The sequence below is a fragment of the Peribacillus sp. NJ4 genome (genome assembly GCF_030348345.1).
In the GTDB taxonomy this organism is placed as follows: Bacteria; Bacillota; Bacilli; order Bacillales; family DSM-1321; genus Peribacillus.
Map to the genome: position 1 here is coordinate 2287554 of NZ_JAUCFQ010000001.1, position 24683 is coordinate 2312236.

Below are 24683 nucleotides of genomic sequence, written 5' to 3' on the forward strand. Positions count from 1 at the left end.
TATAGCTAAAGAGGATCTTGATATTTGCTTTGAAAAACCTTTACGTACTAGTTATTCGGAAAGAATATCACCAGTCATTACTGTTATCAGTATTGCTAACCAAGGTAGGCTTGCAGCAAATCCCATTTTACCTAATGAGAATCCTCGATCTTCCAGTAGATATGTAGGTAACCAAACTAAGAAGAAAGTGATAGTATACAAAACAACGAAATATTGCAATCCTAACGCCCAAAATCGATAGCTTTTCAGAAAAGTACTCCAAGCGGCTCTAACTTTAGCAGTATCAACAATTTCTCTGTCTTCTAGAATATATTCTTTTTCTTGTTCATTCACAAGTTTATGAATTTCAGGATAGTCTCGGGCTATAACATACCATACACCTGCAATGATTATTCCTATTAATCCAAAAATATAAAATACAGCTTTCCAACCAAAATATTGATAGATATAAACCGTGACGATAGGGGCGATAACTGGTCCAAAATATGAACCTGCCAATAATGCACTGGATGCTCTGGCTTTTTCATCACTTCTAAACCAGTTTGTATTAAATACGTCATTAGCTGGAAACATCGGTCCTTCACCTATCCCAAGTAAGAATCAGACCGATACAATAGACCGTGAGATTTAACTAAACCCGCCAAACCCGTAAATACTGACCACCATACTAGAGAAAAAGCGATCATTTTTCTAGGACCAAATTTTTCTGCCATAAGTCTTGCCGGAATTTGAACTAACGCCTAACCTAAAGAGATTAATGATGCAAGCATACCAAAATTTATAATCATAATTTGTAGAAAAATGTCGTTATTTACGAATATCTTATCTCCATTTCTGAGATATTATTATATTGTATTCACTTTAACACATTGAAGTGGTAATGCAACGTTTATATCGGTCTCAACTTAGTGAGTGGGGAAAATAAATGAGTGTAATCGTCGAGAAGAAACGAGTGGAAACCTATACTCATATGGAAGATGTAATGTTGGTTGGGAAAATCCAAAATGGTGATGAAGATGCACTGGACTATTTAATCAAAAAATACAGATGTGTCCTCCAAACTAATGCATTTGAGGTATTTTTTAACGGGTGGGGATAAAGTAGACGTCTTTCAGGAGGGTATGTTTGAACATTCTCCGATCCCTTACTTGTAGAATCATGTTTGAGGCTGGTTGTATAACAAGCGAAGCTTTGGCACTACATGGAGGACTAGGGGTACTGGGTAATTCCTTTAGCTTTTTATTAATAATATCCAAAATTTAATTTATTCAGATTAACCTAATCAATGAAAAGCCAGGAAGGCACATTTTACATAGCACTTGCTTCTATTAGTATATTTGGAAATCCAATCTACGTTCCTCACTCTAGCTATGCCGAGTGTGTTTCATGTGCATGGCTTTTTTTTGAGGAAGAAAAGAACAGTTTATGTAAATGTTGTTGATATAATTTGTAAAATATGAACGGTTTATTTTGCGAATATAAGCTCTTAAAGATTTTTAAGTATAATGTTAAAGAGAGATGATTTTATTGATGTAGCGTGTGTTCCGGAAATCGAATGTTTGTTTTTTGGACTTTAATTTACCTAATTTTTTCAAATTAAAATGAATATTGATAGGGAATTACGAAAAATAAATAAGAATATATATAAAATATAAATATTTTTCAAGTGTTGTGAAATTTAAAATAATCCTATATACTATAAAAAAACTATTTTCCTATATGTAACTGGCGCAACATGGAGAACCATGGGGGAGCATATAGAGTATAAGCCGCGCGCCTGGGCAAACACTTGATCTATAAATAGATCAAGTGTTTTTTATTTTCCTAGGAAGAGGTGTAGGTAGAGATGAGTAATATGCATAGAAAGATGGGGACTTTTGCTTTAACTATGACAGGTATTGGTTCTATTATCGGCTCAGGTTGGTTGTTCGGAGCGTGGAAAGCCGCCCAGATTGCTGGGCCAGCAGCTATTTTTTCTTGGATTATCGGTATGGTTGTAATTTTATTTATTGCATTATCTTACGCAGAGCTTGGGGCAATGTTTCCTGAAGCTGGAGGAATGGTTAAGTATCCTCAATATTCGCATGGTTCTTTTATTGGATTTTTAGCTGCGTGGGCGAACTGGATTTCGATCGCTTCGACTATTACCGTTGAGGCCATTGCTTCGGTACAATATATGAGTACGTGGCCTTGGGAATGGGCCAGATGGTCTCATTCCTTAGTTGATAACAATATCTTAACGACCAAAGGATTATTCATAGCTTCTTTACTATTATTGTTCTATTTCTTCGTCAACTATTGGACAGTTAACCTTTTTGCTAAGGCAAATTCATTTATTACTATTTTTAAATTAATTGTTCCAGGTGTAATGGCAGGATCGTTATTTTTTGCTGGATTTCATGGTGAAAACTTTACAAGTTCTCAAGGGATCGCACCATATGGTTGGGCAAGCGTTTTAACAGCAGTAGCTACTTCTGGTATCGTGTTTGCGTTTAATGGATTTCAAAGTCCTGTTAATATGGCAGGAGAAGCGAAGTCGCCGAATAAGTCTATACCAATTGCTGTTATTGGGTCTATTCTAATTGCAGGTTTTATATACGTTATTTTACAAGTTGTTTTTATCGGTGCTGTCGATCCGTCTATGATTGTGAACGGATGGAGTCAACTGAATTTTAATTCACCTTTTGCTGATTTGGCAATTGCTCTTAGCCTTAACTGGTTAGCGATTGTATTGTATGTAGATGCGTTTGTATCACCATCTGGTACAGGTGCCACTTATACAGCTACAACTTCGCGAATGCTTTATGGAATGCAGAAAAATGGGTACTTACCGAATATCTTTGGTACATTACATCCACTATATGGTGTTCCTCGTCCAGCGATGTTATTAAACTTAGGCGTATGTTTTATCTTTTTATTTTTATTCCGCGGATGGGGCGTACTTGCTGAAGTGATTTCAGTTGCTACACTTATTTCGTACATCATGGGGCCAGTTGCATTGACAACATTAAGACGTACAGCTTCTCATTTTAATCGTCCATTTCACTTAAAAGGCGCTTCTATTATTGCTCCTTGTGGATTTGTTTTTGCATCGCTGACTTTATACTGGGCGCGTTGGCCATTAACAGGAGAAGTCGTTTTCATCATTGCCATTGGACTACCTATTTACTTTTATTATCAAGCTAAAAATAAATGGAATGGATTCAAAAAACAATTTTTATCAGGTGTTTGGATGCTTCTTTACTTAGGTTGTATGATTTTGATTTCTTATATTGGAAGTGAGAAGTTCGGCGGAAAAAATATTCTTACATTTGGCTGGGATATGGTGGTCATCGCATGTCTGGCACTCTGCTTCTATTGGTGGGGAGTTAAGAGCGGGATTAAAACAGAATACTTGGCTGAGGCTGAAAAAATCAACAAAGAATTTATTAATAAATAACTCTTAGTGTAGACACAGCTATATGAGTAAAAAGAAAACATGGTTACTTTATGACCATGTTTTTTTATTTATTAAAAAGTGTTCGCAAATTGGAACACCTGACAATATTAATGAAAAATTTAAACTTTTACCACACGTTTATAACCAACCTCGCTGGATAATGGATTGGCAGGAAGTACAAACATTTCATCTCCCAAGTCTAGTCGTATCGGATGAGAGAAAATGACTCCGTTATATACGAATGAGTGATATTCACCAAACTCACCACATGGATCAACATCCTCTGGTAAATCTTCCATAAATTTTTGGTCCGCAGCCAGTAAGTCCATCGGACTTCGATAAGGCTCCGAAATGGCAAAACTGGAGCTGAAAACGCTTCTGGCTAAATATGAACATATAAACACGTTGATGTATATGGTTTTTAGGCTTAAACATCTAAGTTGCAATTAAGTATCTTAATGAAATAATTATCTTTTTGATATTTATCATTGTAATAACTCAGCTCAGATTCAGGAAGCAAACACCATTCTGTGGATTCAAAAAGTGGATGAGGTGTACGAGAATTGAATATTTTTATCTTGAATTATTATATTTATGTTACTATAATTACAAAGAAAGTACGCGAATTGAATAAACATACGCGAATTGAATACTTTCTTTTAAAAAACTTATTGTAAAAAAGAGATAGAGGAGCCATTATCATTGAAAAAATTAATGTTGTTTACGACTGGTGGAACAGTAGCCTCACTTGAAGGAGAAAACTGACTTGTACCTGAACTGCATGCCGATGATCTATTAAGTTACATACATGAATTAAATGTACGTTGCCGTATTGATACGAAAGAGTTGTCATTACGACTCAATGTCTAGAAGAAGGAGAAGACATGGGTATATATGAAGTCGGTCGGAAAGTTGACCATAATCGTGTAGTACGTTCTAAAAATATGAACACAGAAGCAATCGTGCCGAAATTGATGTGGGTGCTAGGAAAAACAACAGATCCTAAAAAGGTAAAAGAAATGATGGAAGCATCGATTGCAGCAGATATTACATATTTTTTTGAGATACTGCTATCAAGGCGATTAACTCAAATTTGGGGGCTATATAACTCCTGACTTTGGACAGAATTCATCAGTTGATAAAGTTGATCTTTTTACAGTGAAAAAACTAGGTATCCTCTAAGCTAGTAAATTTCTTATAAGAGGTGATAGAATGCAACAATTATTACATGATGTAGTTGGCGTATCAAATGAATTCCTTTGGTCAAAATTATTAGTTATTATGCTTGTTTCTTGTGGGATTTATTTCACATTTAAATTGAAATTTGTACAGGTTCGAATGTTAAGGGAAATGGTCCGTGTTTTAATGGAAGGGAGAACTAGTTCTAAAGACAGCGTTTCCCCATTTCAAGCTTTCTGTATTGGTATGGCCGCTCGCGTTGGAACAGGTAATATCACTGGAATTGCGATTGCGATTGCATTAGGCGGTCCTGGAGCGATATTCTGGATGTGGATAATTGCTATTATTAGCTCAGCAACCAGCTTTATTGAAAGTACGTTAGCGCAAGTATATAAAGTAAAAGATAAAACTGGTTTCCGAGGCGGTCCATCCTATTATATGGAAAAAGGATTGAACAAACGTTGGATGGGAGTATTATTCTCCATTTTAATTACGCTTTCTTTCGGTCTTGTATTCAATTCTGTACAATCAAATACCGTTACAATTGCTTTTGAGAACTCATTTGGTTCAGATCGTTTAACTGTAGGGATTCTCATGACATGTGCTTTCGCTGTGATTATCTTTGGCGGTGTGAATCGTATTGCAAAAATTGCTGAATACAAGGTTATGATTCTAGGTGTGTTATACCTTGGAATGGCATTATTTGTCGTAGCAATGAACATAACCAAAATGCCGGAAATTCTTTCTCTTATTATTAATAACGCGTTTGGCTTTGAACAAATAGCAGGCGGTTCACTAGGCGCTGCGTTCATGAATGGAGTTAAACGTGGTTTATTCTCGAATGAAGCTGGTATGGGGAGTGCGCCAAACGTTGCCGCAACGGCAAAAACAAGTCATCCGGTGAAACAAGGACTTATTCAAGCATTTGGCGTATTAACGGATACACTGATCATCTGTACAAGCACAGCATTTATTATTTTACTTTCTGATGCTTATAAACAACCAGGGCTAACTGGCATTGCACTTACACAAACATCATTAAGTGAACACATCGGTTCCTGGGCATCAGGTTGTCTTGCTATCTTTGTTTTCCTATTTGCATTCGGTTCGTTAATTGGTAACTATTATTATGGGGAAACAAATATTCGATTTTTACACAAAAGTAAAGTGTTGTTGATTCTATATCGAATAGGCGCGTTCGCCATGATTGTATTCGGTTCGGTTGCAAAGGTCGAGCTTGTATGGGATTTAGCAGATTTATTTATGGGCTTGATGGTTATTATAAACTTAATTGCCGTTCTCTTATTATCAAAAGTAGCTTTTGCAGCATTAAGTGATTATATGAAACAGAAAAAAGCCGGTCAAGATCCAGTTTTTTATAAAGACAGCATTAAAGGTCTTGAAAATCTTGATTGTTGGGAGCACTCTCAAGATGCTACCACTTTAAAAAAGGAAAACACCATGTAATAAAAAAGATTTTTAGACATAAGGGTTTGGCATTATCACCTACAGGGGGCTTGTTTGCGATTATGAGAAGAGCCGAATTTTATATTATCTGAGGTAAGTATATCTTATTCATCAAAGGAGTTTATTCATCATGCATGTACTACAAAAAACACAAAAAATAGTTCGCTATCAGAATCAACAGGGCAAAATACATTACGGTATTGTTGAGGATGAGAAAATATTACAACTGTCTAGCAGTTTTGCTGAACTTGTCAACAAGGAAATAAAGTATGACGGGGTAGAGCTGAAATATAGTGACGTGAAAATTTTGGAACCTGTAAAACCTTCTAAAGTGGTTAATTTCGGCTGGACATATGCAGGTCATGCGAAGGAAACGGGCGGGGAGGCAAACCTTGTAGAACCATTTCTATTTTTAAAGCCATTATCTTCGCTTATTCCAGACAAGGAGAAAATTATACTTCCTCCAAACGAGCTAACCAACCAAGTGGAGCTTGAAGGGGAAGTGGCCCTGGTCATTGGAAAGCGCGGAAAGAACATTAAAGAAGAAGATGCGCTTGATTATGTGTTTGGTTGCACGATATTTAATGACGTCACAGCAAGGGATCTTACAAAAAAAGATCCACAGTTTACGCGGGGCAAAGGATTTGATACGTTCGGGCCTTTGGGGCCGTGCATCGTTACCGGGATAGATCCTACAAATTTGCGGATTGTGACCACTTTAAACGGCCGCGTTGTACAAGACGGGAATACCAATCAAATGTCTCTGAGCATTCCGTATCTGATCAGCTGGCTTTCACAGGTGATGACACTGGAGCCCGGTGACATTTTGGCCACTGGTTCACCATCTGGCAGCTGCCCGATCAAGTCGGGGGATGTGGTCGTTGTGGAAGTCGAGAAAATCGGTCAGTTGTGTAATGATGTCCAGTAGAATGAGGCTGCATTCTTAATAACCAAAAATGAAAATATTCATAAATAGATGAGCCGACTTTTTAAAATGTTACAGGGGACATCGCAATAAAAGAAAGAAGAGTTTCTTTGTACTTGCATTCGCATGTGGTGATGCTAGAGAAACGGCAGTATTAAAAGAGCTTGGTGTCAATTTATTTGAGATAAATGTTAAACCTGATGGTCAATGGCAAATTATAGTTGAGTATTAAATCATTCCTTAATAAACTAACAGGTGCGTTAGCTGAAAATAGGAGCTGTCTTTAAGGCAGCTTTTTCTTATGGAACTAAGGGGCAGGGAGTTCAAGAAGGTATTAGTAAAGCATTTGACGAAAATATAAAGAGCTTAGTAAGAAGTGCTTACATACTATCTGATATTTAATAAAAAACAGGAAAAAACTAACTGCTAATAACTTTAGGGGGGAAAATATTGAAACAAACATTACTGATAATCGATGCTCAACAGGAATTAATAGAAGGTAATAAAGAAGAACAAGGAGTCTTTGAGAAAGAAAAAATCGTTAATAACATTAATACTGTAATTGAAAAAGCGATAAATGAAAGTGTCTCCGTTGTTTTTATAAGAGATTTAGATGTTTCAAATGGTGAAGGACCTGGATTCCAGATACACAGGGATATTAAAGTACCATCAACTGCTATCATATTTGATAAAGCTGCCACAAATTCGTTTTATGGCACTCCATTACACGAACATTTAAGTAAAAACAATGTAGACCATATTGTAATAATGGGTTGTAAGACGGAACATTGTATTGATACAGCCGTTAGAACAGCAACAATCAATCATTTTGATGTAACATTAGTTGGTGATGGACATTCTACTTCTGATTCCAAAAACTTAACTGCAAAACAAATAATCCTTCATCACAATGAAATCCTTCACGGTCACTATAATGTAGACAATTTTTCACTTGTTAGAAATACTAATGAAGAATTGTTTAAACCTGTTCACAATAATTACCGATAATAATCATCTTCAACTTACAAGTGCGTTAGCTGAGAAAAGAGCTGTCTAAAAGGCAGCTCTTTTCTTATGCAACTATAGGGGCAGTTTAGTGGAAGAGTCCTGTTTAATCTTTGTTCAGCAATCGGGCCATTTTCTTGAATAAAAGAGAAGGATTTATTTGTAAGTGAATCGAAGTTAATTCAGAAGATGTTATTTAGTTTAGCATTGGGACGTACTAAGAAAATTATAAAGAAAGTGGGAGAACTATTGGATACAAAAGAGATATTGAAGCGATTCGAACAGGTGGCTACATACTATATTGAAGAGTTAAGTAAATATTCGCTAGCTGAGTTTGCGAGGAAGCCTTCTGAGGATGAATGGTCATTAGGACAAATGTACAATCATTTAATAAAGTGCACTCTTTATCTTCATTTGAAAGCCATTGAGCAATGTGCTAATGGCACTGCTTCCGATGATGGTAAAAAAACAGAAATAGGCGAATCGATTTTCAAAGAAGGAACGTTTCCTCCAATCAGAGTAAAAGGTCCGGATACACCGGATTTCACACCACCAAATCCTACAGGAAAAGAAGAAGTAAAGGAAGGACTGCTTCAAATCATTGAGAAAATGCGGGAGATAGAAAGAAAGCTCACTGACATTCCGGCCAGCCAGAAAGTTCAGCACCGGTCAATGGGATATTTAAATGCAGAGGAATATTTTCAGCTAATCGAAATGCATTTCCGGCACCACTTACGGCAAAAAGAGCGTATCGATCAGTTTCTTTTAAAAGTAAGTAAGTAATTTATCTTTATTGTTGAAGCAGCTTATTGACCGTCGGAATATCAGCAGGAGCCCAGTTGGATTTTCTTCGTTAGATAAATACATCGATGCTGAGAGAAATAAATCGGTTAGATATGAATTGTTGTTATCTTGAAACCATATTTTTTAATAAAGATAGCTATTAAATAATAAACTTTCTTGTTGATCAGCTAATAGAAGTTACTCAGTTATTCCATTAAAGGGCGCGATTGTGGAACAACATAGGTAGAAAATGATCAAACTTTTTTTATAAAAACCAAACTTAAATCTGCTGGAGAAGAATCCATTTTGAAATCTTTTTTCAAAATGGATTCTTTTTATATATGGGTCTGCGAGGTATTTTTGATCAAACTTTATTTCAAAGCTACAGAAATTTTTATACTTAATGAACTTATAAAATTGATACTTATAAATAAGGAGCTCTGTAAAATCATTTTTAATGAAAAAATAGCGCTTATGTACTAAATACAGTTTTGAATTCTGCTCATGATATAACAATTGCAGAAATAAAAAAACAGTTACCAAATGCTAATGAGACTCATTTAGAATATTTTTTCACTTATTCGACAGGAGGAATCATTGAAGTAATTCGAAAATGGATAAATGATGATATGAAAATTCCAACTGAAGAAGTTGTACAAATCTTAGAAAGTATGAACGTCACCAATTCTCAATAAACAGTAATTTAATATTATGAATAATAATAATTAATAGGTACAGATTCACTTTGAAAAAAGACCTCTTTACCCTTAAGTAATTTGCTTATCATTCTATACCGAATTAGTTAAAGAGATGGTAAACTTTTCGAGAAAATGTGAAGAGTTTCACTTAAACTAACTGGTGCGTTAGTTGTAGGAGAAGGAGCTGTCCCCAAAAACTGTTTTAAGTTAAAAATGTTCGTTCATGAGCAAATCTAAAGATATATAAATGTGATTCTTAGCCATACTAATAAAGATTAAAATTTCGTTAGGAGGCAATATTATGGGAAGATCAAAAAATCAAAAACCATCTAGCAGTAAAAATTCATTACCTCAAACTCCCAAAAACTTAAAAATAGAACCGGATCGTGTGGATGAAGAGTTTTCTCGTGAGCTAGGTGAAAGTGGGAAAATAAGAGCTACAAGACCTAAATGAAAATACAAAAAAAGTGAAAAGATACGGATTGATTACACTCCTCTTTAAATTTTAGTAAAACAGATACAAAAGGGGCCACCCATAAGTCATTTCATTGACTAACGTACAAAAGGGAGCCTAAAAGGCTCCCTTTTGTATGCAGCTTAACTTTTTAATGATAGCCATTCTGCCCATTTGCAGAACCTGATGTTTTATGGTTCCCCTTTTTACCCTTATGCTTTCCTTTCTTACTCATGAAAGAATTCCTCCCCAATACTAGATGTTATATCTTGATTAGTGTTCGTTGAAGAGCTTTCAGGTATTACAGGAACAGAAGGAAGCTCATTCACATTTTGGATGATTTTCATTTATGAAGGCATTGATTTCTCCCCCTATAATGATGATGAACCCAGATAAATAAAAACAGATCATTAACACAATGATGCCACCAAGACTGCCGTATGTAGCAGACTTAAAGAAGTATTCGCAGAGGATTTTGATATCATTAGTTTTAGGGGAATGAAAAAGATTACTCAACCAAGTGAATTTTTCGGAGAAGAATTTTTGTGGACAAGCTTAATGCAAATGAAATAGTTGTTGAACTAACATGTGCGATACTTCAATAACGAAGTGTCGGTTTTTTCTTATAGAGCTAAAGGGGCGGTTTAGTTGAAGAACAAAAGCTTTATAACCATAAGGAAGACTTATGGTTATAAATAATAACTTTGGCGTAAAATTGGAAATAGCAAAAGTAATATCCATTTGAAGTCAGAGGAGAAGGATATAAATGCCCTTTATTTTTAAATCAATTGACCATATTCAGCTCGCTGCTCCTAAAGGTAGTGAGGACACTGCAAGAAAATTTTTTAAGAATATTTTAGGTTTTGACGAAGTTGAAAAACCTGAAGAATTAAAGAAACGTGGCGGGGTTTGGTTTGAATTTGGAAATTATCAAATACATATAGGAATCGAAGAACATGTTATCCAGCCCAAAAGGCACATCCTGCTTTTGAATAGTGGACCAAGAAAAGCTAATTAAATTTCTAATTCAAGTAACGGGTGCGTTAGCTGAAGATCGGAGCTGTCTTTAAGGCAGCTTTTTCTTTAGGAACTAACGGGACAGGATAGTTGAATAAAGGAATTTAGTTTTCAAAAAATATAGGTTTTTTGAATAAATTAACGGGCACGAGTGCTCAACAAAGGTAGTCGATTCTTGTGCTAACGAAGAAGTTTTAAGTCAGCAGATAAGGTTGTCATCTCGGTTGAAGGATTAAAATCCGTTAATGAGTTAGAAGAGCATAGAGGGAATTTTCTCTGTGCTTTTTTTGATAAAAAGTAAGTGCAATTTGATTTTAAATTTGATCAATTGATAACTTTTAGGGGCGAAAATATAAATGAAACATAGAATATTTTAGAATTTTTAAAAGTGGGTGAATGTATTGAACTATTTTTTTCCCTACCGGCAAGACTGGTCTTCTGTATTGGAGTATTTAAACTACAGTCTGAACGGCGAACAAATGGTTTGTTCAATGACAACGCAATTATTTCATATTCCTGCCACTAAAAATCTAAAAGGACATGCAGAAATGCATAATCATCTTATTCCAGCCTCCTATCACCGGGTTACAGCATTAGGCTGTGCAAAACGATTGCAGAGTGGTGAATACCATGAGTCCATTATTAAAGCTCTGGTTGCATGTGTTAATAATGGGTTAAAGCAAGACAAGGAAGTAACGATATGGTTAAGGGTTATGAGGGAAAATGCTCCAAGTGAATATAAAGAGTTTATGGATTCTGTTATCAGCTGGCAGCAGAAGACAGAGCAAAGTTTAGCTTATACCCAGCAGTTGCTAAGGGGAATGGGATTTGACACTGAAACTGAAATCGGAGAGCCAGCTTACTAAATTACTTATTATGCTAAAGGGTGCTTTACTTCAATAAGGGAGTTGCTTCGGCAGCTCTTTTTCTTATTGCTAGAGGCAAGTTAGTTCAACAGTGCTGTTTGATCTTTGTTCAATAATTGGGTCATTTTCTTGAATATGAGAAGGGATTATTCGTAAGAAAATCGAAGTTAATCAAAGGAATAAATGTTCAAAGCACTTTTGAATAAATATTCTTCTCCACTGACATACTTGTCAGCATAAGACGTATACAATAGCTATTGGAACAGCAATTAGGAAATTACCCGGCGACCCTAAATATGAAGTATAGTAATTTACTCAACATTGAGGAGGAAATCGATTATGAGCGACACAAAGACATTACGAGGACTCACCACAGTCAGTTTTTGGGCGGCTGATCTAGTGGCGGCAAAGAAGTGGTACGCTGAGCTGTTGGGTATCGCCCCATACTTCGAACGCCCAGGATATGTCGAGTTTCGCCTCGGGGACTACCAGCACGAGCTGGGCCTGATCGATAGCCGCTACGCGCCCGATGGTTCGTCGATCGGCCCAGCCGGTGGTGCTGTCGTGTACTGGCACGTCGACGATGTGACAGCAACTTTCGAGAAGCTGCTGTCAATGGGGGCGAAAGAACACGACGCACCCACAGTTCGCGGTCAGGGGTTCATTACTGCCTCAGTGGTTGATCCCTTTGGGAACATCCTAGGCATTATGTACAATCAGCACTATTTAGAGGTTTTGGGTTCGATCAGAAAAGCGTGATTCGTACTGTGGGCATTCAGCTTAACGCATGTCCAGTTTGTACTACTCGCATCGCTGGTTTGTTTACACAATTTATTTTACAGAATCATTTACTCGAAAAAATGATGATAATTAATTAGTATTCCTTGAAAGGGAGGGATTCTTTAATAAGAATCCCTTTTCTAACGGGTGCGTTAGCTGAAGATTGGAGCTGTCTTTAAGGCAGCTTTTCCTTTTGGAACAAAAGGGGCAGTTTAGTTGAAGAAGGAAAATAGAATTTTTGTTAATACATAAAATCGATGACGAAGTATCTTTGAGGTTATTCAATGTGGGTGTCGCTGAATAGTTTTTCAATTTGATCATTAGTTCAAAATCTTATCTCAAATAATGGCTTGGATGGCTTGATTACGTAGAAAAAGTAGAGGATACTGTTGAGACCATAAAATCTCGACTACAGAGCTTATTTAATATTATCTAAATAATACTGCGTTCATCACAATAATAATGAGAGGAGTATTCCGAGCTTTATCACGGGACGCTGCGCTTTATTTATTAAAAAATATTTATTCTTTATTTCAATAATATGAGATTTATTAGAAAAACTTGGAATTTAAGTTGTTGTATATTAAGATAGTATATGATGAATATTTTCCATATATAGGAGGGGACATATGAAAAAGAAAATTCTACATACGGTACTTTCGATTGCAGTAGGAGCAGGGATACTGTCCGTTGGTGGTGTTCCTACCCAAGCTAAGAGTCAAAAACAGGAGATGAATGACACATACGCAATAGCTTTTAAAAGTGGATTACCAGAGAATTATCAAGAGGTAATACGGAAAGCTGGTGGTAAAGTAACTAAAGTTCTTCCCGAAGTTGGAGGAATAGAAGCTCAATCTGACGAGCCTTCTTTTCTTAAAAACCTAAAAGGTAATTCTTCAATAGAAGCTGCTAACAGAGAAATTCCCTTAACCTTAGACAAATCAGCAGTCAGCCCTTATAACTATGAGTCTAGTATCATCAGCCAGCAAACTTCAGAGAGTTATTGGGACTCCCAATGGGATATTCAAAGGGTGACCAACGACGGGAAATCATATGATTTAGAAACAGGCGGATATAAAAATAAAGATGGTAGTATTACTCATAAAGCAGTGGTGGGAGTGATTGATACTGGAATTGATGAGTCTCATCCTGACTTAAAGAATAATATAATAGGTGGACGTAATCTTGTTCCTGCTGGAATGGATGAATCTGAAACAGGTGATCCTACTGATATAAAAGATCGCAATGGGCACGGTACTCACGTTGCCGGGATCATTGGAGCAAATGGTAAAGTAAACGGTGTAGGACCAGATTTAGGAATCAGATCCTATCGCGTATTATACTCAGAGCAAGCCCTTGGATTACCAGCTTGGATTATAGATGGAATTATTGCAGCAACAAATGACAAGGTAGATGTTATTAATATGTCTCTGCGTTTCTATAATAATACCAAAATGACAATTGAGGGAGAAAGTTATAAATCAGTCGCTGAAACGTTACTTTGGAAGAGAGCAATTCAATATGCAGTAAAGAATGGAGTAACTGTAGTAGCCGGTAGTGGTAATGAAAGTTTAAATTTAGATGACAAGAAGGAAGTAAACGAATTTTTAAATAAAATGTATGAACCATATGGAATGAGCGTGAAAGGGCCTGCAACTGTAGTACCAGCACAAATGCCAGGAGTTATTAATGTGTCTGCCTCCACAAAATGGTCAACTCAACAGCTTGCTTTCTACTCTAATTTTGGAAACAGTATTGACGTGGCAGCTCCTGGAGGAGATTATGGGCCTAAATATGCAGAAACCAATGATCCTGCGGCGGCTGATCCAAGTAACTTAATCCTAAGTACTTGGCCTACCTATTTAGGTACTTCATATGAGTTTAATGCTGGTACTTCTATGGCCACTCCTCAAGTAGCTGGAATTGCAGGAGTTATTAAGGCAGCTCATCCGGAGTATAAACCTGCCCAAGTAACAGCACATATTAAGCAAACAGCTCTTGACTATGGAAAGAAAGGACAAGATGCTTTATTTGGTTCAGGAGAAGCAAATGCTTATAGAGCATTAGAAAATATAAAGAAGTAGCTTATGTTTCTAAATAAGATGAAATATTAAAAGTACAAGGAAAGTAAATCATCTTTTCAAAATAAATATAGAGGCTACTGATTAGGTGAGTGGCCTCCATATAGCTACTTACATAGAAGTTCTTTGATGCTAATTCTGCAACTGAAGAATAGCATGCAGCGACTGATCAGATTTCTGAAGGCGCTCAAGTACTAGCAACCTTGGCCGAGAGTCTTAAAATGGAAGTGAATCATTTAAAAATTTAAGATATAAGAAGAATTAGGAAAAGCGAAACAGCTGTAAGGAAAGGTATTAACAGTTCAATAATTGGTCAATTTCTTGAAAAGAAGTATGGAATTAAAGAAGATAAAAAGTCTTTTCTTGATGATGATTTAGATAATGATAAATAAAACGGATTTTTCAGCTAATGGGTGCGTTAGCTGAAGATTAGAGCTGTCTTAAAGGCAGCTTTTTCTTATGGAACTAAAGGGGCAGGATAGCGGTAGAAGAAGGTAATCAGGTGTTAAGTAGAGAAAAAGGTAGCAATAAATATAAAATTAAATAACTGAGGCGAAAAGGATGGCTCATAATGGGATGGTTTTAGTAGTTAGTGTATCAATATTCAGAGATGATGAAGTCTTAATAATTAGAGAAAATAAACCAACTGCTATTGATAAGTGGAACTTTCCGAGTGGACGCATTGAATATGGTGAAGACATTCTCTATTCAGCTCGTAGGGAGGTAAAAGAGGAAACTGGCTTTGATGTAAAACTTAATGGTACAACGGGTGTATATAATTTTATCAGTAGTACAAACAATCAAGTTATTCTATTTCATTTTACTGGTGAGGTTAATGGTGGTTCATTAAATCTTGAAGAAGATGAAATTTTAGACAGTAGATGGATTAAGGTGAATGACCTTGTGAAATTTGATAATGAAGAACTACGTGAACCAAGGGTACTAAAGCAAATAATAGATAACTTATTAAAAGAGAGGGTACATTCAATTAGTATTTATAATGAACAATTAAGTAAATAATTTTTTATTAAGCTAACAGTTCTTTACTTCTTTATCAGGAGCTGATCAGCAGCTCCTTTTCTTATGCAACTATAGTGGCAGGTTAGTTTAACAAAAATATCAATTAAAGAAGAACATACATGCGTAATAGTTTTATATTAATGTTACTAATGGGAGGTCTCATATGAACCTAAAAAATATAAACATTAACGAGCGTATGGAGCATTATAATGTATCTGGTTTAAGCATTGCAGTAATTGATAATGGCCAAATCAGTAAAACAGAATGCTTTGGTTTACTTGAAGCAGGAACAAATAAAAATGTGAAGAGTAGTTCTGTTTTTAATGCTTGTTCAATCAGTAAGTTTCTAACATCAATTCTAGTTATGATATTAACAGAACAAGGTATTCTTGATTTAGACGAAGATGTAAACAAGAGGCTTTCATCATGGAAGGTCCCCGAAAATGAACTAACTAAAAATAATAAAGTTACACTACGAAATTTACTTAGTCATCAATCTGGAATTATTGACCCTGAAGGTAGTTTTACTGAACTTAATTCGATTAAAGGTTTTCCTTCAATGGTTGAACTATTGGAGGGAAGAACATCCTATTGTAGCGTACCTATAGAAGTGAAGTATAAACCAGAGAGCGACTTTCAATATTCAGATGCAGGTTTTGTCATCATACAACAACTAATAGAAGATGTGACTGGAAAACCTTTCAAGGAAGTTATGAATGAACTTATATTTCAGCCATTAATAATGAACAATAGCACTTTAGAAATGACAATATCAGAAGAGAAAAAAGAAGATTTTTCTTGTGGTCATAACAAAAATAGAGAATTAGTAAACGGGAAATATCCGATCTATCCTTATCCAGCAGCATCTGGACTATGGACAACACCTTCAGATTTAGCCATTTTGGTTATTGAATTAATGAATTCTTTAAAAGGTGAAAGTAAGATTGGACTTTCTGTAAGTAAAGCAAAATCAATAATTAACCCACAAGGTTGTAAAGAGTGGACTGGACTTGGATTATTTTTAGATGGCTCAGAACAAGAAATTGAAATTTCATCACTTGGTTGGGGTGTAGGCTTTCAATGTATGATGGTGGCGTATCCTTTTTTAGAAACTGGAGTAGTCATAATGACAAATACTGATTTAGATGTTCATCAATTGAAAGGGATTATTGGTGAAATATATAACTCCCTTACCTTTTAAGTGATCCTTAATGAACTACCATGAAAATAAGTTTCTTTAATAATGAAAAATGACAAAAAGAAGACCCTGCTCAATCGTTTAAAAAAAGAGGAGAGCGTTAATTAATTAGTCTATAGATTAGGGTTGACTGGATTAAGGTCAGTATCAGTATTGACACTTCCTAACCATTTTCATTCTTTGTGGTGAATCGCCGATTTTGGCGATTCATGGATGGCTAACGGGTGCTTTACTTCATTAAGGGTGTTGCATTGGCAGCTCTTTTTCTTATAGAGCTATTGTGGCAGTTATCCGATTCCTTAGTGTTTTAAGAAATTAGTTTTTCATTTGGGATTATCAAAGTCACCATTGATCAATGGGAGATAGAATCAAATATGGGAGAAATCATAATAGAACTATGCTTTTGAGGCACAATAAATTGAAAAGATATAAAAAAGATGCAAAGCGAGGAATTTTATGAAAAAGGTTGTAATGTATTTCCTATGTCTTCTTATCTTAATTCTTCCATCACAAGTTTTTGCTCAACGAAAAGTACCTATTTTAATTTATCATTCGATTGACGAGTTTACTGGGCAGGGTTCTAAGGAGTTATATGTAACTCCTGATAATTTCCAGAAACAAATGATTTATTTAAAAGACCATGGCTACACATTATTAACTTTTGATCGTTGGCAAGACATTTATAAAGAAAATAAACCCATTTTCATTACCTTTGATGATGGATACAAAAACAATCTGAATGCATTTGCTATCTTTCAAAAACTTGAAAACGAACGTTTTAAACCAAGTGGTACCATTTTTGTTATTTCTGACTTTATCGGTCGTTCAAACCGATTATCGAAATCGGATTTAAAAATGATGGCTGATTCGGGTATAATCTCAATCCAGTCTCATACTGCTACACATCCTGATTTGACGGAAATAAAAAATTATGAATATGAACTGAAAGGGTCCAAAGATAAAATTCAAAAAATAACAGGCAAACCAGTTAATGCTCTTGCGTATCCATACGGAAATTTCAATGACAAAGTCGTAGAAGAAACGAAGAAATATTATTTATTTGGACTTACGACAACTCCTGAACAATTTTCTGAGAAGGGCATTAAAGACGAACTTTATCTTTTACCACGAATTTATATCAAGTATTCAACTACTCTTGATGACTTTGCAAAGATAGTTGAAGGCGGTTCCTAAACCAGGTAATCGCTTTTTCTTTTGGAACCAAGGGAAAAGTACTTAATATTATTTATAAGCAAATGGGTACGGAAAATAAGGAAAACATCAAATATAATTCAAAAGTTTAAGGAGATAGATATTGAACTAATTGAATGGAGTTGATGAATACCACCTTTGTGTGTCATCAAAGCAAGCAATAGCTTTTAAAAAAAAAGCAATGCTAGAACTTAAATCTGAGTTGGGTGTGAAAGTAATTAGAATGAAAGGTACAATTTAACTTTCACTCTTTTCAACTAACGGGTGCGTTGGCTGAAGCTCGGAGCTGTCTTTAAGGCAGTTTTTTCATATGGGGGTGCCGCCAAGGGTACCGCCAAAAAGGTCGGGCAACTACTGCTCGACCTTTCAACTATACCCCACTACATAGTTAATGGATATTTATAATACGAAACTATAAAAATATCATTCCTCAATATGTATGTAGATTAGTTTTACTTTGCAAATAAGTGGTTGCCTATTCTAATGACTGTTTCCCTAGTGAAAATCCATTCATCTGTTGCCGAGGACGGATTATAATAATAAACAGAACCATGAGTAGGATCCCAACCTTGTAATGCATCAATAACAGCTCGATAAGAATAGCTATTTGGGGTCAAATAATATTGTCCATCATGTACAGCTGTAAAAGCATTTGTCTGGAAAATAACATCGTAAGTATTTTTAGGAAAACCTGGCGTTGACATTCGGTTCAAAATTACTGCTGCGACAGCTACTTTTCCTTCATAAGTTTCTCCTCGAGCTTCTCCATGAACAACCCTGGCCATCATTTCAATACTATGTAATTTTTGTTGTGTTTGGAATCCAAAAACTCCATCTGGTAATAGTCCAGAATCTAGTTGAAGTTGATTCACTGCATGATTAGTAATTGAACCATAATACCCTGTTGGTTGACTGTTAAAGTAACCCATTTTCTTTAAATTTTCTTGTAAGTCATAAACTGCTTGTCCTTGACTTCCATTGTGTAAAATTTCTTGAGCAAAGATTGAATTTGGTATAAAAAACATGAAACAAATAAAAACAACGAACGACATTTTTTTTACATTTAACATCGAATAATACCACATCCTTCGATTCATTTTCCTACTATTCTACTTTAACATACAATAAAAATAGATTTATCTTACATTATTCCTATTTTAAACCAAAAATCGAAAAAATTTTCAGGCAAATTTGTCTGTTTATTGGGGTACCGTCTATCGCCATCAAGCTAAGAAAAAGGATTATATCCAAAACGAAAAAATAAGCTATTCTTTCTGTAAATGCTGCTGAAGATAGCTTTTTTCGTTTTGGGGTATAAAGAAATTTTAACTTGATGGGCATGCGGCAAGGCCCCTTATGGAACTAAAGGGGCAGGATAGTTGAAGAGTGCTGTTTGATCTCTATTCAACAATTGGGCCAGATTGTTGAAAAACACGAAAATGATTTTATTATTTTTTTTAGTTATATAAATGTTTGGTAAAATAATAGTATGAACACAATTATGAGTATTGTTGATGATTTTTCTGAGCCTATACAAACTTTAATTTTTTTTGAATTAGTGATGAATCGCAAGACTTTAAGGATAAAAGAAGGAGGATGAAATGATGAATGAATATGGTACACTACATGAGTCAAACGGTCGTTATGCTTTAAGATTTGAACGATTTTTCCCTCATAATCCAGAAGATGTTTTCCTTGTCATTACGAATCCTAGTTACTTCTCCCAATGGTACCCTTTCGCAACAGGGGAGATGGATCTCAGACTTGGTGGCAAGATTGCCTTCGATGACGGTGAAGGAACGACATATATTGGTACCATTACAGAGTTAGAAAAGCCATATTTATTTGGTTTCCGTGAAGTTGATGATCTGATAAACATTTCATTACAGGAAGAGGATAAAGGGTGTCGAATGATCTTTACCCATACTTTTAACGATGATTCATGGGCAGTTAATACCGCGGCAGGATGGCATAGGTGTCTGGATGTATTGGTCCAAATCGTCAATGGTAAACCAATTAAGTGGCACGATAACTCAACTAAGCTGCGTAAAATCTATAGTGAAGCATTTAATATGGAACGTAGAATATAAAAAGTTATTCCATTATAGGGCGCGATTCTGGAAGAAGATTCGCTTTTCTTAATGAACTAACAGGTGTGTTAGTTCATAAAGAAAAAGTAAAAAAGTCGATTCCATAACGTAAAGTAGATCGACTTTTTATGTTAGAATTCTTTTAGCGTATAAAATTTCAGAAAAGGGCGGTATAGCTTGCTACTACCGTTTGTAAACGTATACTTTTTTGTTGATATTCTAAAAATCAAAAAGCAGGAACGATTTTAAATTCTTAGGCATCACCTCATCTTTTTTACAATTAAAGGTGATCTTTGGTTGAATCAAAAAGTGGATCACCTGATTTATCCTGCTTCTTTTCATCTGTTGTTAACTCAGGATTTTCCCAATCTTCTTTATCTTCATCAGATACTAATCCCTTGGTTGCACCCTTGAATTCAGTTAAAGTACGTCCAAAGGCTCTACCGATTTCCGGCAGCTTTTTAGGTCCAAAAATAATCAAGGCAATGACAAGTATTAAAATTAAACCTGGTATACCTATACTTTGAAACATAATACTTCCCCCAAGTAATTAAATTTTGTAATTCCTTTTAGATCATTTTTAGAATAACTTCAGTAAAAAAAATCGTTTAAATCCATATTCTTATCAAGTTTTTTTAAGCCCTGATTTATTTTAATTACCGTTGAAATTTTTGGTCGATAGTTCGGATCGCTACATAATTTTGAAATTGTACCTCTACTTATATTTGATGCTCTTTCTAACTCTAATTCATTTATGTCTTTTTGTTTATCCACCCATCTACCAAAATTACTTCTTTTTTTCCCAAGTCTCATCACCAATGACGCTCCTTTTAATTAGTTTTAGCAGCGTTGGTTAATTTTTAATTCAACAATCTTGAACCCACAGCTCTAGCAAGTTCGGGAATTGTTTATGGGTCCAAACAAGATTAAGGCATTCCTTAAAATTTCACAAAAAATGCAGTAAAGTACATGATTAATAGTCCAATCGCGAAACCAGAAAGGTTTAACCATGAAACAGATGCTTCATTATGATTTCTATGATCTTCAATGAGCATTTTTGTTATTACATAAATTACTTGAAGAATGGCCCCTGCTCCAATACCAAGGAATAAAGCTCCCCAAATTGGTGAGAAGATGAATCCGCCCACCCATGTACCTGCAATGGCGGGTGCACCTGCGATAACTCCAAGTAATAGAAAGTCTCTAAATCGAGGTGTGGCCTTTAATAAAGGAGCAGCGATTCCAATCCCTTCCGTGATGTTGTGAAGGGTAAACCCTATGATTAAAAAGGTTCCTAAAGCAGCTTCACCTAGTGCAAAGGAAGAACCAATTGCCAAGCCTTCTCCAAAGTTATGAAGTCCTATTCCGGTAGCCATCAACAAAGCCAGACCAAAAGGAGAATATCCTTTCTTTTCTTGTTTTCTTTGTTGATACTGATCAAAACCAATCAATAATAAGAAGGTTAAGGAAGCCCCAATTATGACAACCATATTCCCCTGAAAGACAGATGGTGCTTCTGCACCAATTTCAAATCCATCAGCCAGAGTCCCAACAAATAAGAATAAAAGGAGCCCAACGGTAAGGGCAAGAATCCCATTTATGGATTTTCGGGAGAAACGTTTCATAAATGGGTACCACAACAACCCCAATGTGATCGGGACAATTCCAACGTAAAATCCGATTAAGCCGTAATTAAGAAAGTTGCTCCAGGTGGTTTCTGGAGTGAGTGTGGCAGCTGCAACTTCACCTTCCGTGATAATGCCATTCTCTGTGATTAACTTAATGGTATGTGGATCACCTTCCACCCATGGGTAAGAGATGGTCACCTTTCCCTCATCAAATCGTTCAAGCTTTGCTTGAGGAGAGACATTGTAATTCCACACCGAATCATTAACCATCACTTGAGAAATCGTTAAGGGTTTGGGTCCGGTATTACTAACCGATAATTCGAAACCGATTTTAGTTACCTTGATGCGTTCAATGTTCAAGACTTCTATCGGTGCTGCAGGATCTTTTTCTACACCTGCTCCATTCTTCAGCACCCATCCTAGCACCCCTATAAGTAATACTAACGGTATTAATACAGTAATTAACCATTTGCCCTTCATATTATCCCTCCTTTTTTACTCGACCTCAAAGAATCCCATCCAGCCTAATTCAGCAAATTCACTTACATGGGCATGAAACATATATGTTCCCTTGTATGGAAACCGAACTTCAATAATTCCACGTTCTCCCTGACATTGCATGATGGTATCAGTGAACTGAGAGGGGTTATCGTTTCTCCCGGTTGGATAATACGTAAAGTAATTCGCATGCAAGTGAAACGAATTTAATAAGTCGAATTCTGTTAAATTACTTAGATAGATCCTTACGAGTTGATCTTTTTTGATTTTAATAGGGTGATTCATAAATGCGAAGGCATAGCCATTCACCGTATAAAACTCGTTTTCGCCGTCTAAATCCAAATCAAATCCATTCATAACCATGTTTAACTCTAATGCCGGCTCTCTTGGCTTCTTTGGATCAATAATAAAATTACCGTATAAGCCTTTATGGATATGGCGGGCTAGGGGGAGTACATGGCAATGGTAAATTTGTAATCCGTATGGCTTCGCTTCAAATTCGTACGTGAATTTTTGTCCAGGATAAATGGAAGTTAAACCGTCCATCTCTGGAGGATGGATTCCGTGAAAATGAATAGAGTGGGGGTGGCTGCCCTTATTAATAAAGTGAAACCGCAAAAGGTCCCCCTCGGTACAACGAAAAGATGGTCCTGGAATTGTTCCATTATAAGTCCAGCCTGGAAATTTAATTCCTTTGGCAATTTCGATTTCTTTATCAATTGCCACGACTTCATATTCCCGGAGTGTTTGTCCGTTGGGCAGCTTGGTAACGTTTCCATAATCAAACTCAGTAAGGAGCCGTTCTGCCATTTTATAACCTGTGGTTTTTGTTTTATCACTCATATTTTCATGATTTGAATGATTACCATTCTTATGAGACGAATTATTGGATGTCTGAGCCATAGTTGGAAATTGTGCCATTTTATTTAAGTAATAAGATCCAGCTACTCCAAACGCACCTGCAGTCCCCATCTTTAAAATATCTCTGCGGGAAACCTTTTTCTCATCCGACATTACTTGACCCCCTTCTAAAAAGTTTCCTCAAGGAAACTTTTTGTTGTATAAGCTATACTTTAAGTTAGGTACAAGTTTAATGTCAACTCTTTTTTTCAGAATACTTCGTATACGATGACATGCACGTATGGATCTGGTAAAGATGATGAACAAAGATCCATCCGGACGGTTACAGATGATATATTGCTGCAAAAAGGGTAGGAATGGATCTAGTCCTTTGCTTATCCATAGGGAATCATCCAAGAGTTATAAAAAATACTATGTCCACTAACTATTTTTTAAGTATAAATAAAATGGGGTTTACATACCATAGAGGGGTATAGTATTATTTCGTTAAAGGAGTTGAGAAAAATTGTCAATGGATTCAGATGGTCTTGATAATATTGTTGAAATTGATTCATGTTGCTCATCAGAAAGTAGAAGGAAAAGTCACCATTCAGATAATGTGAAAAGTAATTTAGTAACAAGATTAAATCGAGTGGAGGGACAAATCCGAGGAATAAAAGGGTTAATTGAAAAAGATACGTACTGTGACGATGTAATTACACAAATAGCTGCGACCCAGTCAGCTTTAAATAGTGTTGCCCGAATTTTATTGGAGGGTCATTTGAAAAGCTGTGTTCTAGAAAGAATTCAAGAGGGAGATACAGAGGTTTTGGATGAGGTACTGGTTACATTTCAAAAATTAATGAAAAAATAGAAGGAGATTGAGTTAGTATGGAAAAAAACACATTAAATGTAAAGGGTATGTCTTGTGGACATTGCATTAAAGCGATTGAAGGTAGTGTAGGGAAATTATCTGGAGTTAACTCTGTGAAAGTAAACTTGGATTCAGGAACTGTTGAAGTGGAATTTAATCCAAATGACGTAACCCTTGATTCTATTAAGGAAACAATTGACGACCAGGGTTATGATGTACAATAAAGAACGTGCTGATTAAAGCACGATTTCTTTCTGAAATTCATATACTATACCAGGGTATGGTTTTAAAATAGGTCATCTAACAAAGGAGGACAAAAAAATGGAGAATGTAAAATTAGCAGTGAAAGGAATGTCATGTGGGCATTGTATTAATTCAATTGAGGGGAACGTAGGAAAAATGAAGGGAGTTCATTTTGTAAAGGTTCACTTAACTGAAGAAAAAGTAGATGTATCATTTGATTCGAAAGTAGTTTCTTTAAAGGGAATTACTGACATTATAGAGGACCAAGGTTATGATGTAGAGTTGAGTAAATTACCTAAAGATCAAAGTTGTCACTAAGGAATTGAAAAAACGTGCTGTCTCGTCTCGGCACGTTTTCTTCCCTAATAAATATACCCCACTGTAGT

25 protein-coding genes, 3 pseudogenes and 1 riboswitch are annotated in these 24683 nt (G+C 35.8%); of the genes and pseudogenes, 20 read left to right on the forward strand and 8 right to left on the reverse strand.

Annotation, left to right across the window (positions count from 1 at the left end; all coding sequences use genetic code 11):
* Nucleotides 1-51 precede the first annotated feature (51 nt).
* Nucleotides 52-573: an MFS transporter gene (locus tag QUF94_RS11475; protein WP_289315968.1), complete on the reverse strand. Its 522-nt coding sequence runs from the start codon at nucleotides 571-573 to the stop codon at nucleotides 52-54.
* A 352-nt stretch (nucleotides 574-925) separates the two neighbouring features.
* On the opposite strand from QUF94_RS11475, the gene QUF94_RS11480 reads away from it, so the two are divergent.
* Both QUF94_RS11480 and QUF94_RS11485 read left to right on the forward strand, forming a co-directional pair.
* Nucleotides 926-1099: a hypothetical protein gene (locus QUF94_RS11480; protein ID WP_289315969.1), complete on the forward strand. Its 174-nt coding sequence runs from the start codon at nucleotides 926-928 to the stop codon at nucleotides 1097-1099.
* A gap of 612 nt (nucleotides 1100-1711) precedes the next feature.
* Nucleotides 1712-1790, forward strand: a riboswitch (ZMP/ZTP riboswitch).
* Nucleotides 1791-1846: 56 nt separating this feature from the next.
* Nucleotides 1847-3439, forward strand: coding sequence for a glutamate/serine transporter AimA (locus QUF94_RS11485; protein ID WP_289315970.1), 1593 nt, complete (start codon nucleotides 1847-1849; stop codon nucleotides 3437-3439).
* Nucleotides 3440-3558: 119 nt separating this feature from the next.
* Here the strand turns inward: QUF94_RS11485 and QUF94_RS11490 are convergent, their stop codons facing one another.
* Nucleotides 3559-3768 (reverse strand): hypothetical protein, encoded by a 210-nt coding sequence (locus QUF94_RS11490; protein ID WP_289315971.1) that lies wholly within the window; start codon nucleotides 3766-3768, stop codon nucleotides 3559-3561.
* 516 nt (nucleotides 3769-4284) lie between these two features.
* Here QUF94_RS11490 and QUF94_RS11495 point away from each other — a divergent pair.
* From QUF94_RS11495 to QUF94_RS11525, 7 genes and pseudogenes are all read left to right on the forward strand, one after another.
* A pseudogene (locus tag QUF94_RS11495) lies at nucleotides 4285-4554 on the forward strand (hypothetical protein); the annotation flags it as partial.
* Between the two features lie 97 nt (nucleotides 4555-4651).
* Entirely contained in the window at nucleotides 4652-6085 is a 1434-nt protein-coding gene (locus QUF94_RS11500) for an alanine/glycine:cation symporter family protein (protein ID WP_289315972.1), read from the forward strand.
* A 130-nt stretch (nucleotides 6086-6215) separates the two neighbouring features.
* The gene (locus tag QUF94_RS11505) at nucleotides 6216-7013 is read left to right on the forward strand and encodes a fumarylacetoacetate hydrolase family protein (protein ID WP_289315973.1); all 798 of its coding nucleotides are present in this window, start codon (nucleotides 6216-6218) and stop codon (nucleotides 7011-7013) included.
* Between the two features lie 447 nt (nucleotides 7014-7460).
* Nucleotides 7461-8018 (forward strand): isochorismatase family protein, encoded by a 558-nt coding sequence (locus QUF94_RS11510; protein WP_289315974.1) that lies wholly within the window; start codon nucleotides 7461-7463, stop codon nucleotides 8016-8018.
* Between the two features lie 186 nt (nucleotides 8019-8204).
* Nucleotides 8205-8798 (forward strand): DinB family protein, encoded by a 594-nt coding sequence (locus QUF94_RS11515; protein WP_483313650.1) that lies wholly within the window; start codon nucleotides 8205-8207, stop codon nucleotides 8796-8798.
* 491 nt (nucleotides 8799-9289) lie between these two features.
* Nucleotides 9290-9493 (forward strand): TetR-like C-terminal domain-containing protein, encoded by a 204-nt coding sequence (locus QUF94_RS11520; protein WP_289315975.1) that lies wholly within the window; start codon nucleotides 9290-9292, stop codon nucleotides 9491-9493.
* Between the two features lie 304 nt (nucleotides 9494-9797).
* The gene (locus tag QUF94_RS11525; protein ID WP_155726546.1) at nucleotides 9798-9950 is read left to right on the forward strand and encodes a YfhD family protein; all 153 of its coding nucleotides are present in this window, start codon (nucleotides 9798-9800) and stop codon (nucleotides 9948-9950) included.
* Nucleotides 9951-10271: 321 nt separating this feature from the next.
* Here the strand turns inward: QUF94_RS11525 and QUF94_RS11530 are convergent.
* Nucleotides 10272-10400: pseudogene (locus QUF94_RS11530) on the reverse strand (YhjD/YihY/BrkB family envelope integrity protein); the annotation flags it as partial.
* A gap of 316 nt (nucleotides 10401-10716) precedes the next feature.
* On the opposite strand from QUF94_RS11530, the pseudogene QUF94_RS11535 reads away from it, so the two are divergent.
* The 7 genes and pseudogenes from QUF94_RS11535 to QUF94_RS11565 all read left to right on the forward strand — a co-directional run.
* Nucleotides 10717-10943 (forward strand): annotated as a pseudogene (locus tag QUF94_RS11535) (VOC family protein); the annotation flags it as partial.
* A 425-nt stretch (nucleotides 10944-11368) separates the two neighbouring features.
* Nucleotides 11369-11833, forward strand: a complete 465-nt coding sequence (locus QUF94_RS11540; RefSeq protein WP_289315976.1) for a hypothetical protein — start codon at nucleotides 11369-11371, stop codon at nucleotides 11831-11833.
* Nucleotides 11834-12172: 339 nt separating this feature from the next.
* Nucleotides 12173-12592: a VOC family protein gene (locus tag QUF94_RS11545; RefSeq protein WP_289315977.1), complete on the forward strand. Its 420-nt coding sequence runs from the start codon at nucleotides 12173-12175 to the stop codon at nucleotides 12590-12592.
* A gap of 650 nt (nucleotides 12593-13242) precedes the next feature.
* On the forward strand, nucleotides 13243-14697 hold the full coding sequence (locus tag QUF94_RS11550; protein ID WP_289315978.1) for a S8 family serine peptidase: 1455 nt from the start codon (nucleotides 13243-13245) through the stop codon (nucleotides 14695-14697).
* Between the two features lie 558 nt (nucleotides 14698-15255).
* Complete coding sequence (locus tag QUF94_RS11555; RefSeq protein WP_289315979.1) at nucleotides 15256-15714, forward strand: NUDIX hydrolase; 459 nt, start codon at nucleotides 15256-15258, stop codon at nucleotides 15712-15714.
* Nucleotides 15715-15877: 163 nt separating this feature from the next.
* Complete coding sequence (locus QUF94_RS11560) at nucleotides 15878-16915, forward strand: serine hydrolase domain-containing protein (protein WP_289315980.1); 1038 nt, start codon at nucleotides 15878-15880, stop codon at nucleotides 16913-16915.
* A 453-nt stretch (nucleotides 16916-17368) separates the two neighbouring features.
* On the forward strand, nucleotides 17369-18106 hold the full coding sequence (locus QUF94_RS11565) for a polysaccharide deacetylase family protein (RefSeq protein WP_289315981.1): 738 nt from the start codon (nucleotides 17369-17371) through the stop codon (nucleotides 18104-18106).
* A 470-nt stretch (nucleotides 18107-18576) separates the two neighbouring features.
* Here the strand turns inward: QUF94_RS11565 and QUF94_RS11570 are convergent, their stop codons facing one another.
* Nucleotides 18577-19194 carry a cell wall hydrolase gene (locus QUF94_RS11570; protein ID WP_289315982.1) on the reverse strand — a complete coding sequence of 206 codons (618 nt, stop codon included), beginning with the start codon at nucleotides 19192-19194 and terminating at the stop codon, nucleotides 18577-18579.
* Nucleotides 19195-19728: 534 nt separating this feature from the next.
* Here QUF94_RS11570 and QUF94_RS11575 point away from each other — a divergent pair.
* Nucleotides 19729-20214, forward strand: a complete 486-nt coding sequence (locus QUF94_RS11575) for an SRPBCC family protein (protein ID WP_289315983.1) — start codon at nucleotides 19729-19731, stop codon at nucleotides 20212-20214.
* A 280-nt stretch (nucleotides 20215-20494) separates the two neighbouring features.
* Here the strand turns inward: QUF94_RS11575 and QUF94_RS11580 are convergent, their stop codons facing one another.
* The 4 genes from QUF94_RS11580 to QUF94_RS11595 form a co-directional block, all read right to left on the reverse strand.
* Nucleotides 20495-20746 (reverse strand): twin-arginine translocase TatA/TatE family subunit, encoded by a 252-nt coding sequence (locus QUF94_RS11580; RefSeq protein WP_289315984.1) that lies wholly within the window; start codon nucleotides 20744-20746, stop codon nucleotides 20495-20497.
* A gap of 59 nt (nucleotides 20747-20805) precedes the next feature.
* Entirely contained in the window at nucleotides 20806-21027 is a 222-nt protein-coding gene (locus tag QUF94_RS11585; protein ID WP_063593270.1) for a helix-turn-helix domain-containing protein, read from the reverse strand.
* A 125-nt stretch (nucleotides 21028-21152) separates the two neighbouring features.
* Nucleotides 21153-22322: a ZIP family metal transporter gene (locus tag QUF94_RS11590; protein ID WP_289315985.1), complete on the reverse strand. Its 1170-nt coding sequence runs from the start codon at nucleotides 22320-22322 to the stop codon at nucleotides 21153-21155.
* Between the two features lie 15 nt (nucleotides 22323-22337).
* The gene (locus QUF94_RS11595) at nucleotides 22338-23354 is read right to left on the reverse strand and encodes a multicopper oxidase domain-containing protein (protein ID WP_289315986.1); all 1017 of its coding nucleotides are present in this window, start codon (nucleotides 23352-23354) and stop codon (nucleotides 22338-22340) included.
* A 358-nt stretch (nucleotides 23355-23712) separates the two neighbouring features.
* Here QUF94_RS11595 and QUF94_RS11600 point away from each other — a divergent pair, with 358 nt between their 5' ends.
* The 3 genes from QUF94_RS11600 (at nucleotide 23713) to copZ (QUF94_RS11610) (ending at nucleotide 24615) form a co-directional block, all read left to right on the forward strand.
* Nucleotides 23713-24054, forward strand: a complete 342-nt coding sequence (locus QUF94_RS11600; RefSeq protein WP_289318354.1) for a metal-sensitive transcriptional regulator — start codon at nucleotides 23713-23715, stop codon at nucleotides 24052-24054.
* 17 nt (nucleotides 24055-24071) lie between these two features.
* Entirely contained in the window at nucleotides 24072-24278 is a 207-nt protein-coding gene (gene copZ / locus QUF94_RS11605; RefSeq protein WP_289315987.1) for a copper chaperone CopZ, read from the forward strand.
* Between the two features lie 97 nt (nucleotides 24279-24375).
* Nucleotides 24376-24615, forward strand: a complete 240-nt coding sequence (gene copZ, locus QUF94_RS11610) for a copper chaperone CopZ (protein WP_289315988.1) — start codon at nucleotides 24376-24378, stop codon at nucleotides 24613-24615.
* The last annotated feature ends 68 nt before the right edge of the window (nucleotides 24616-24683 follow it).

Bases quoted from the DNA above. Each gene is read 5' to 3' on its own strand.
- QUF94_RS11485 (WP_289315970.1), top strand. From the start codon at position 1,847: ATGAGTAATATGCATAGAAAGATGGGGACTTTTGCTTTAACTATGACA.
- QUF94_RS11560 (WP_289315980.1), top strand. From the start codon at position 15,878: ATGAACCTAAAAAATATAAACATTAACGAGCGTATGGAGCATTATAAT.
- QUF94_RS11570 (WP_289315982.1), bottom strand. From the start codon at position 19,194: ATGTTAAATGTAAAAAAAATGTCGTTCGTTGTTTTTATTTGTTTCATG.
- QUF94_RS11480 (WP_289315969.1), top strand. From the start codon at position 926: ATGAGTGTAATCGTCGAGAAGAAACGAGTGGAAACCTATACTCATATG.
- QUF94_RS11500 (WP_289315972.1), top strand. From the start codon at position 4,652: ATGCAACAATTATTACATGATGTAGTTGGCGTATCAAATGAATTCCTT.
- QUF94_RS11490 (WP_289315971.1), bottom strand. From the start codon at position 3,768: ATGGACTTACTGGCTGCGGACCAAAAATTTATGGAAGATTTACCAGAG.
- QUF94_RS11550 (WP_289315978.1), top strand. From the start codon at position 13,243: ATGAAAAAGAAAATTCTACATACGGTACTTTCGATTGCAGTAGGAGCA.
- QUF94_RS11555 (WP_289315979.1), top strand. From the start codon at position 15,256: ATGGCTCATAATGGGATGGTTTTAGTAGTTAGTGTATCAATATTCAGA.
- QUF94_RS11590 (WP_289315985.1), bottom strand. From the start codon at position 22,322: ATGAAGGGCAAATGGTTAATTACTGTATTAATACCGTTAGTATTACTT.
- QUF94_RS11600 (WP_289318354.1), top strand. From the start codon at position 23,713: ATGGATTCAGATGGTCTTGATAATATTGTTGAAATTGATTCATGTTGC.
- QUF94_RS11575 (WP_289315983.1), top strand. From the start codon at position 19,729: ATGAATGAATATGGTACACTACATGAGTCAAACGGTCGTTATGCTTTA.
- QUF94_RS11505 (WP_289315973.1), top strand. From the start codon at position 6,216: ATGCATGTACTACAAAAAACACAAAAAATAGTTCGCTATCAGAATCAA.
- QUF94_RS11545 (WP_289315977.1), top strand. From the start codon at position 12,173: ATGAGCGACACAAAGACATTACGAGGACTCACCACAGTCAGTTTTTGG.
- copZ (WP_289315988.1), top strand. From the start codon at position 24,376: ATGGAGAATGTAAAATTAGCAGTGAAAGGAATGTCATGTGGGCATTGT.
- QUF94_RS11585 (WP_063593270.1), bottom strand. From the start codon at position 21,027: ATGAGACTTGGGAAAAAAAGAAGTAATTTTGGTAGATGGGTGGATAAA.
- QUF94_RS11580 (WP_289315984.1), bottom strand. From the start codon at position 20,746: ATGTTTCAAAGTATAGGTATACCAGGTTTAATTTTAATACTTGTCATT.
- QUF94_RS11565 (WP_289315981.1), top strand. From the start codon at position 17,369: ATGAAAAAGGTTGTAATGTATTTCCTATGTCTTCTTATCTTAATTCTT.
- QUF94_RS11515 (WP_483313650.1), top strand. From the start codon at position 8,205: ATGTTATTTAGTTTAGCATTGGGACGTACTAAGAAAATTATAAAGAAA.
- copZ (WP_289315987.1), top strand. From the start codon at position 24,072: ATGGAAAAAAACACATTAAATGTAAAGGGTATGTCTTGTGGACATTGC.
- QUF94_RS11525 (WP_155726546.1), top strand. From the start codon at position 9,798: ATGGGAAGATCAAAAAATCAAAAACCATCTAGCAGTAAAAATTCATTA.
- QUF94_RS11595 (WP_289315986.1), bottom strand. From the start codon at position 23,354: ATGTCGGATGAGAAAAAGGTTTCCCGCAGAGATATTTTAAAGATGGGG.
- QUF94_RS11475 (WP_289315968.1), bottom strand. From the start codon at position 573: ATGTTTCCAGCTAATGACGTATTTAATACAAACTGGTTTAGAAGTGAT.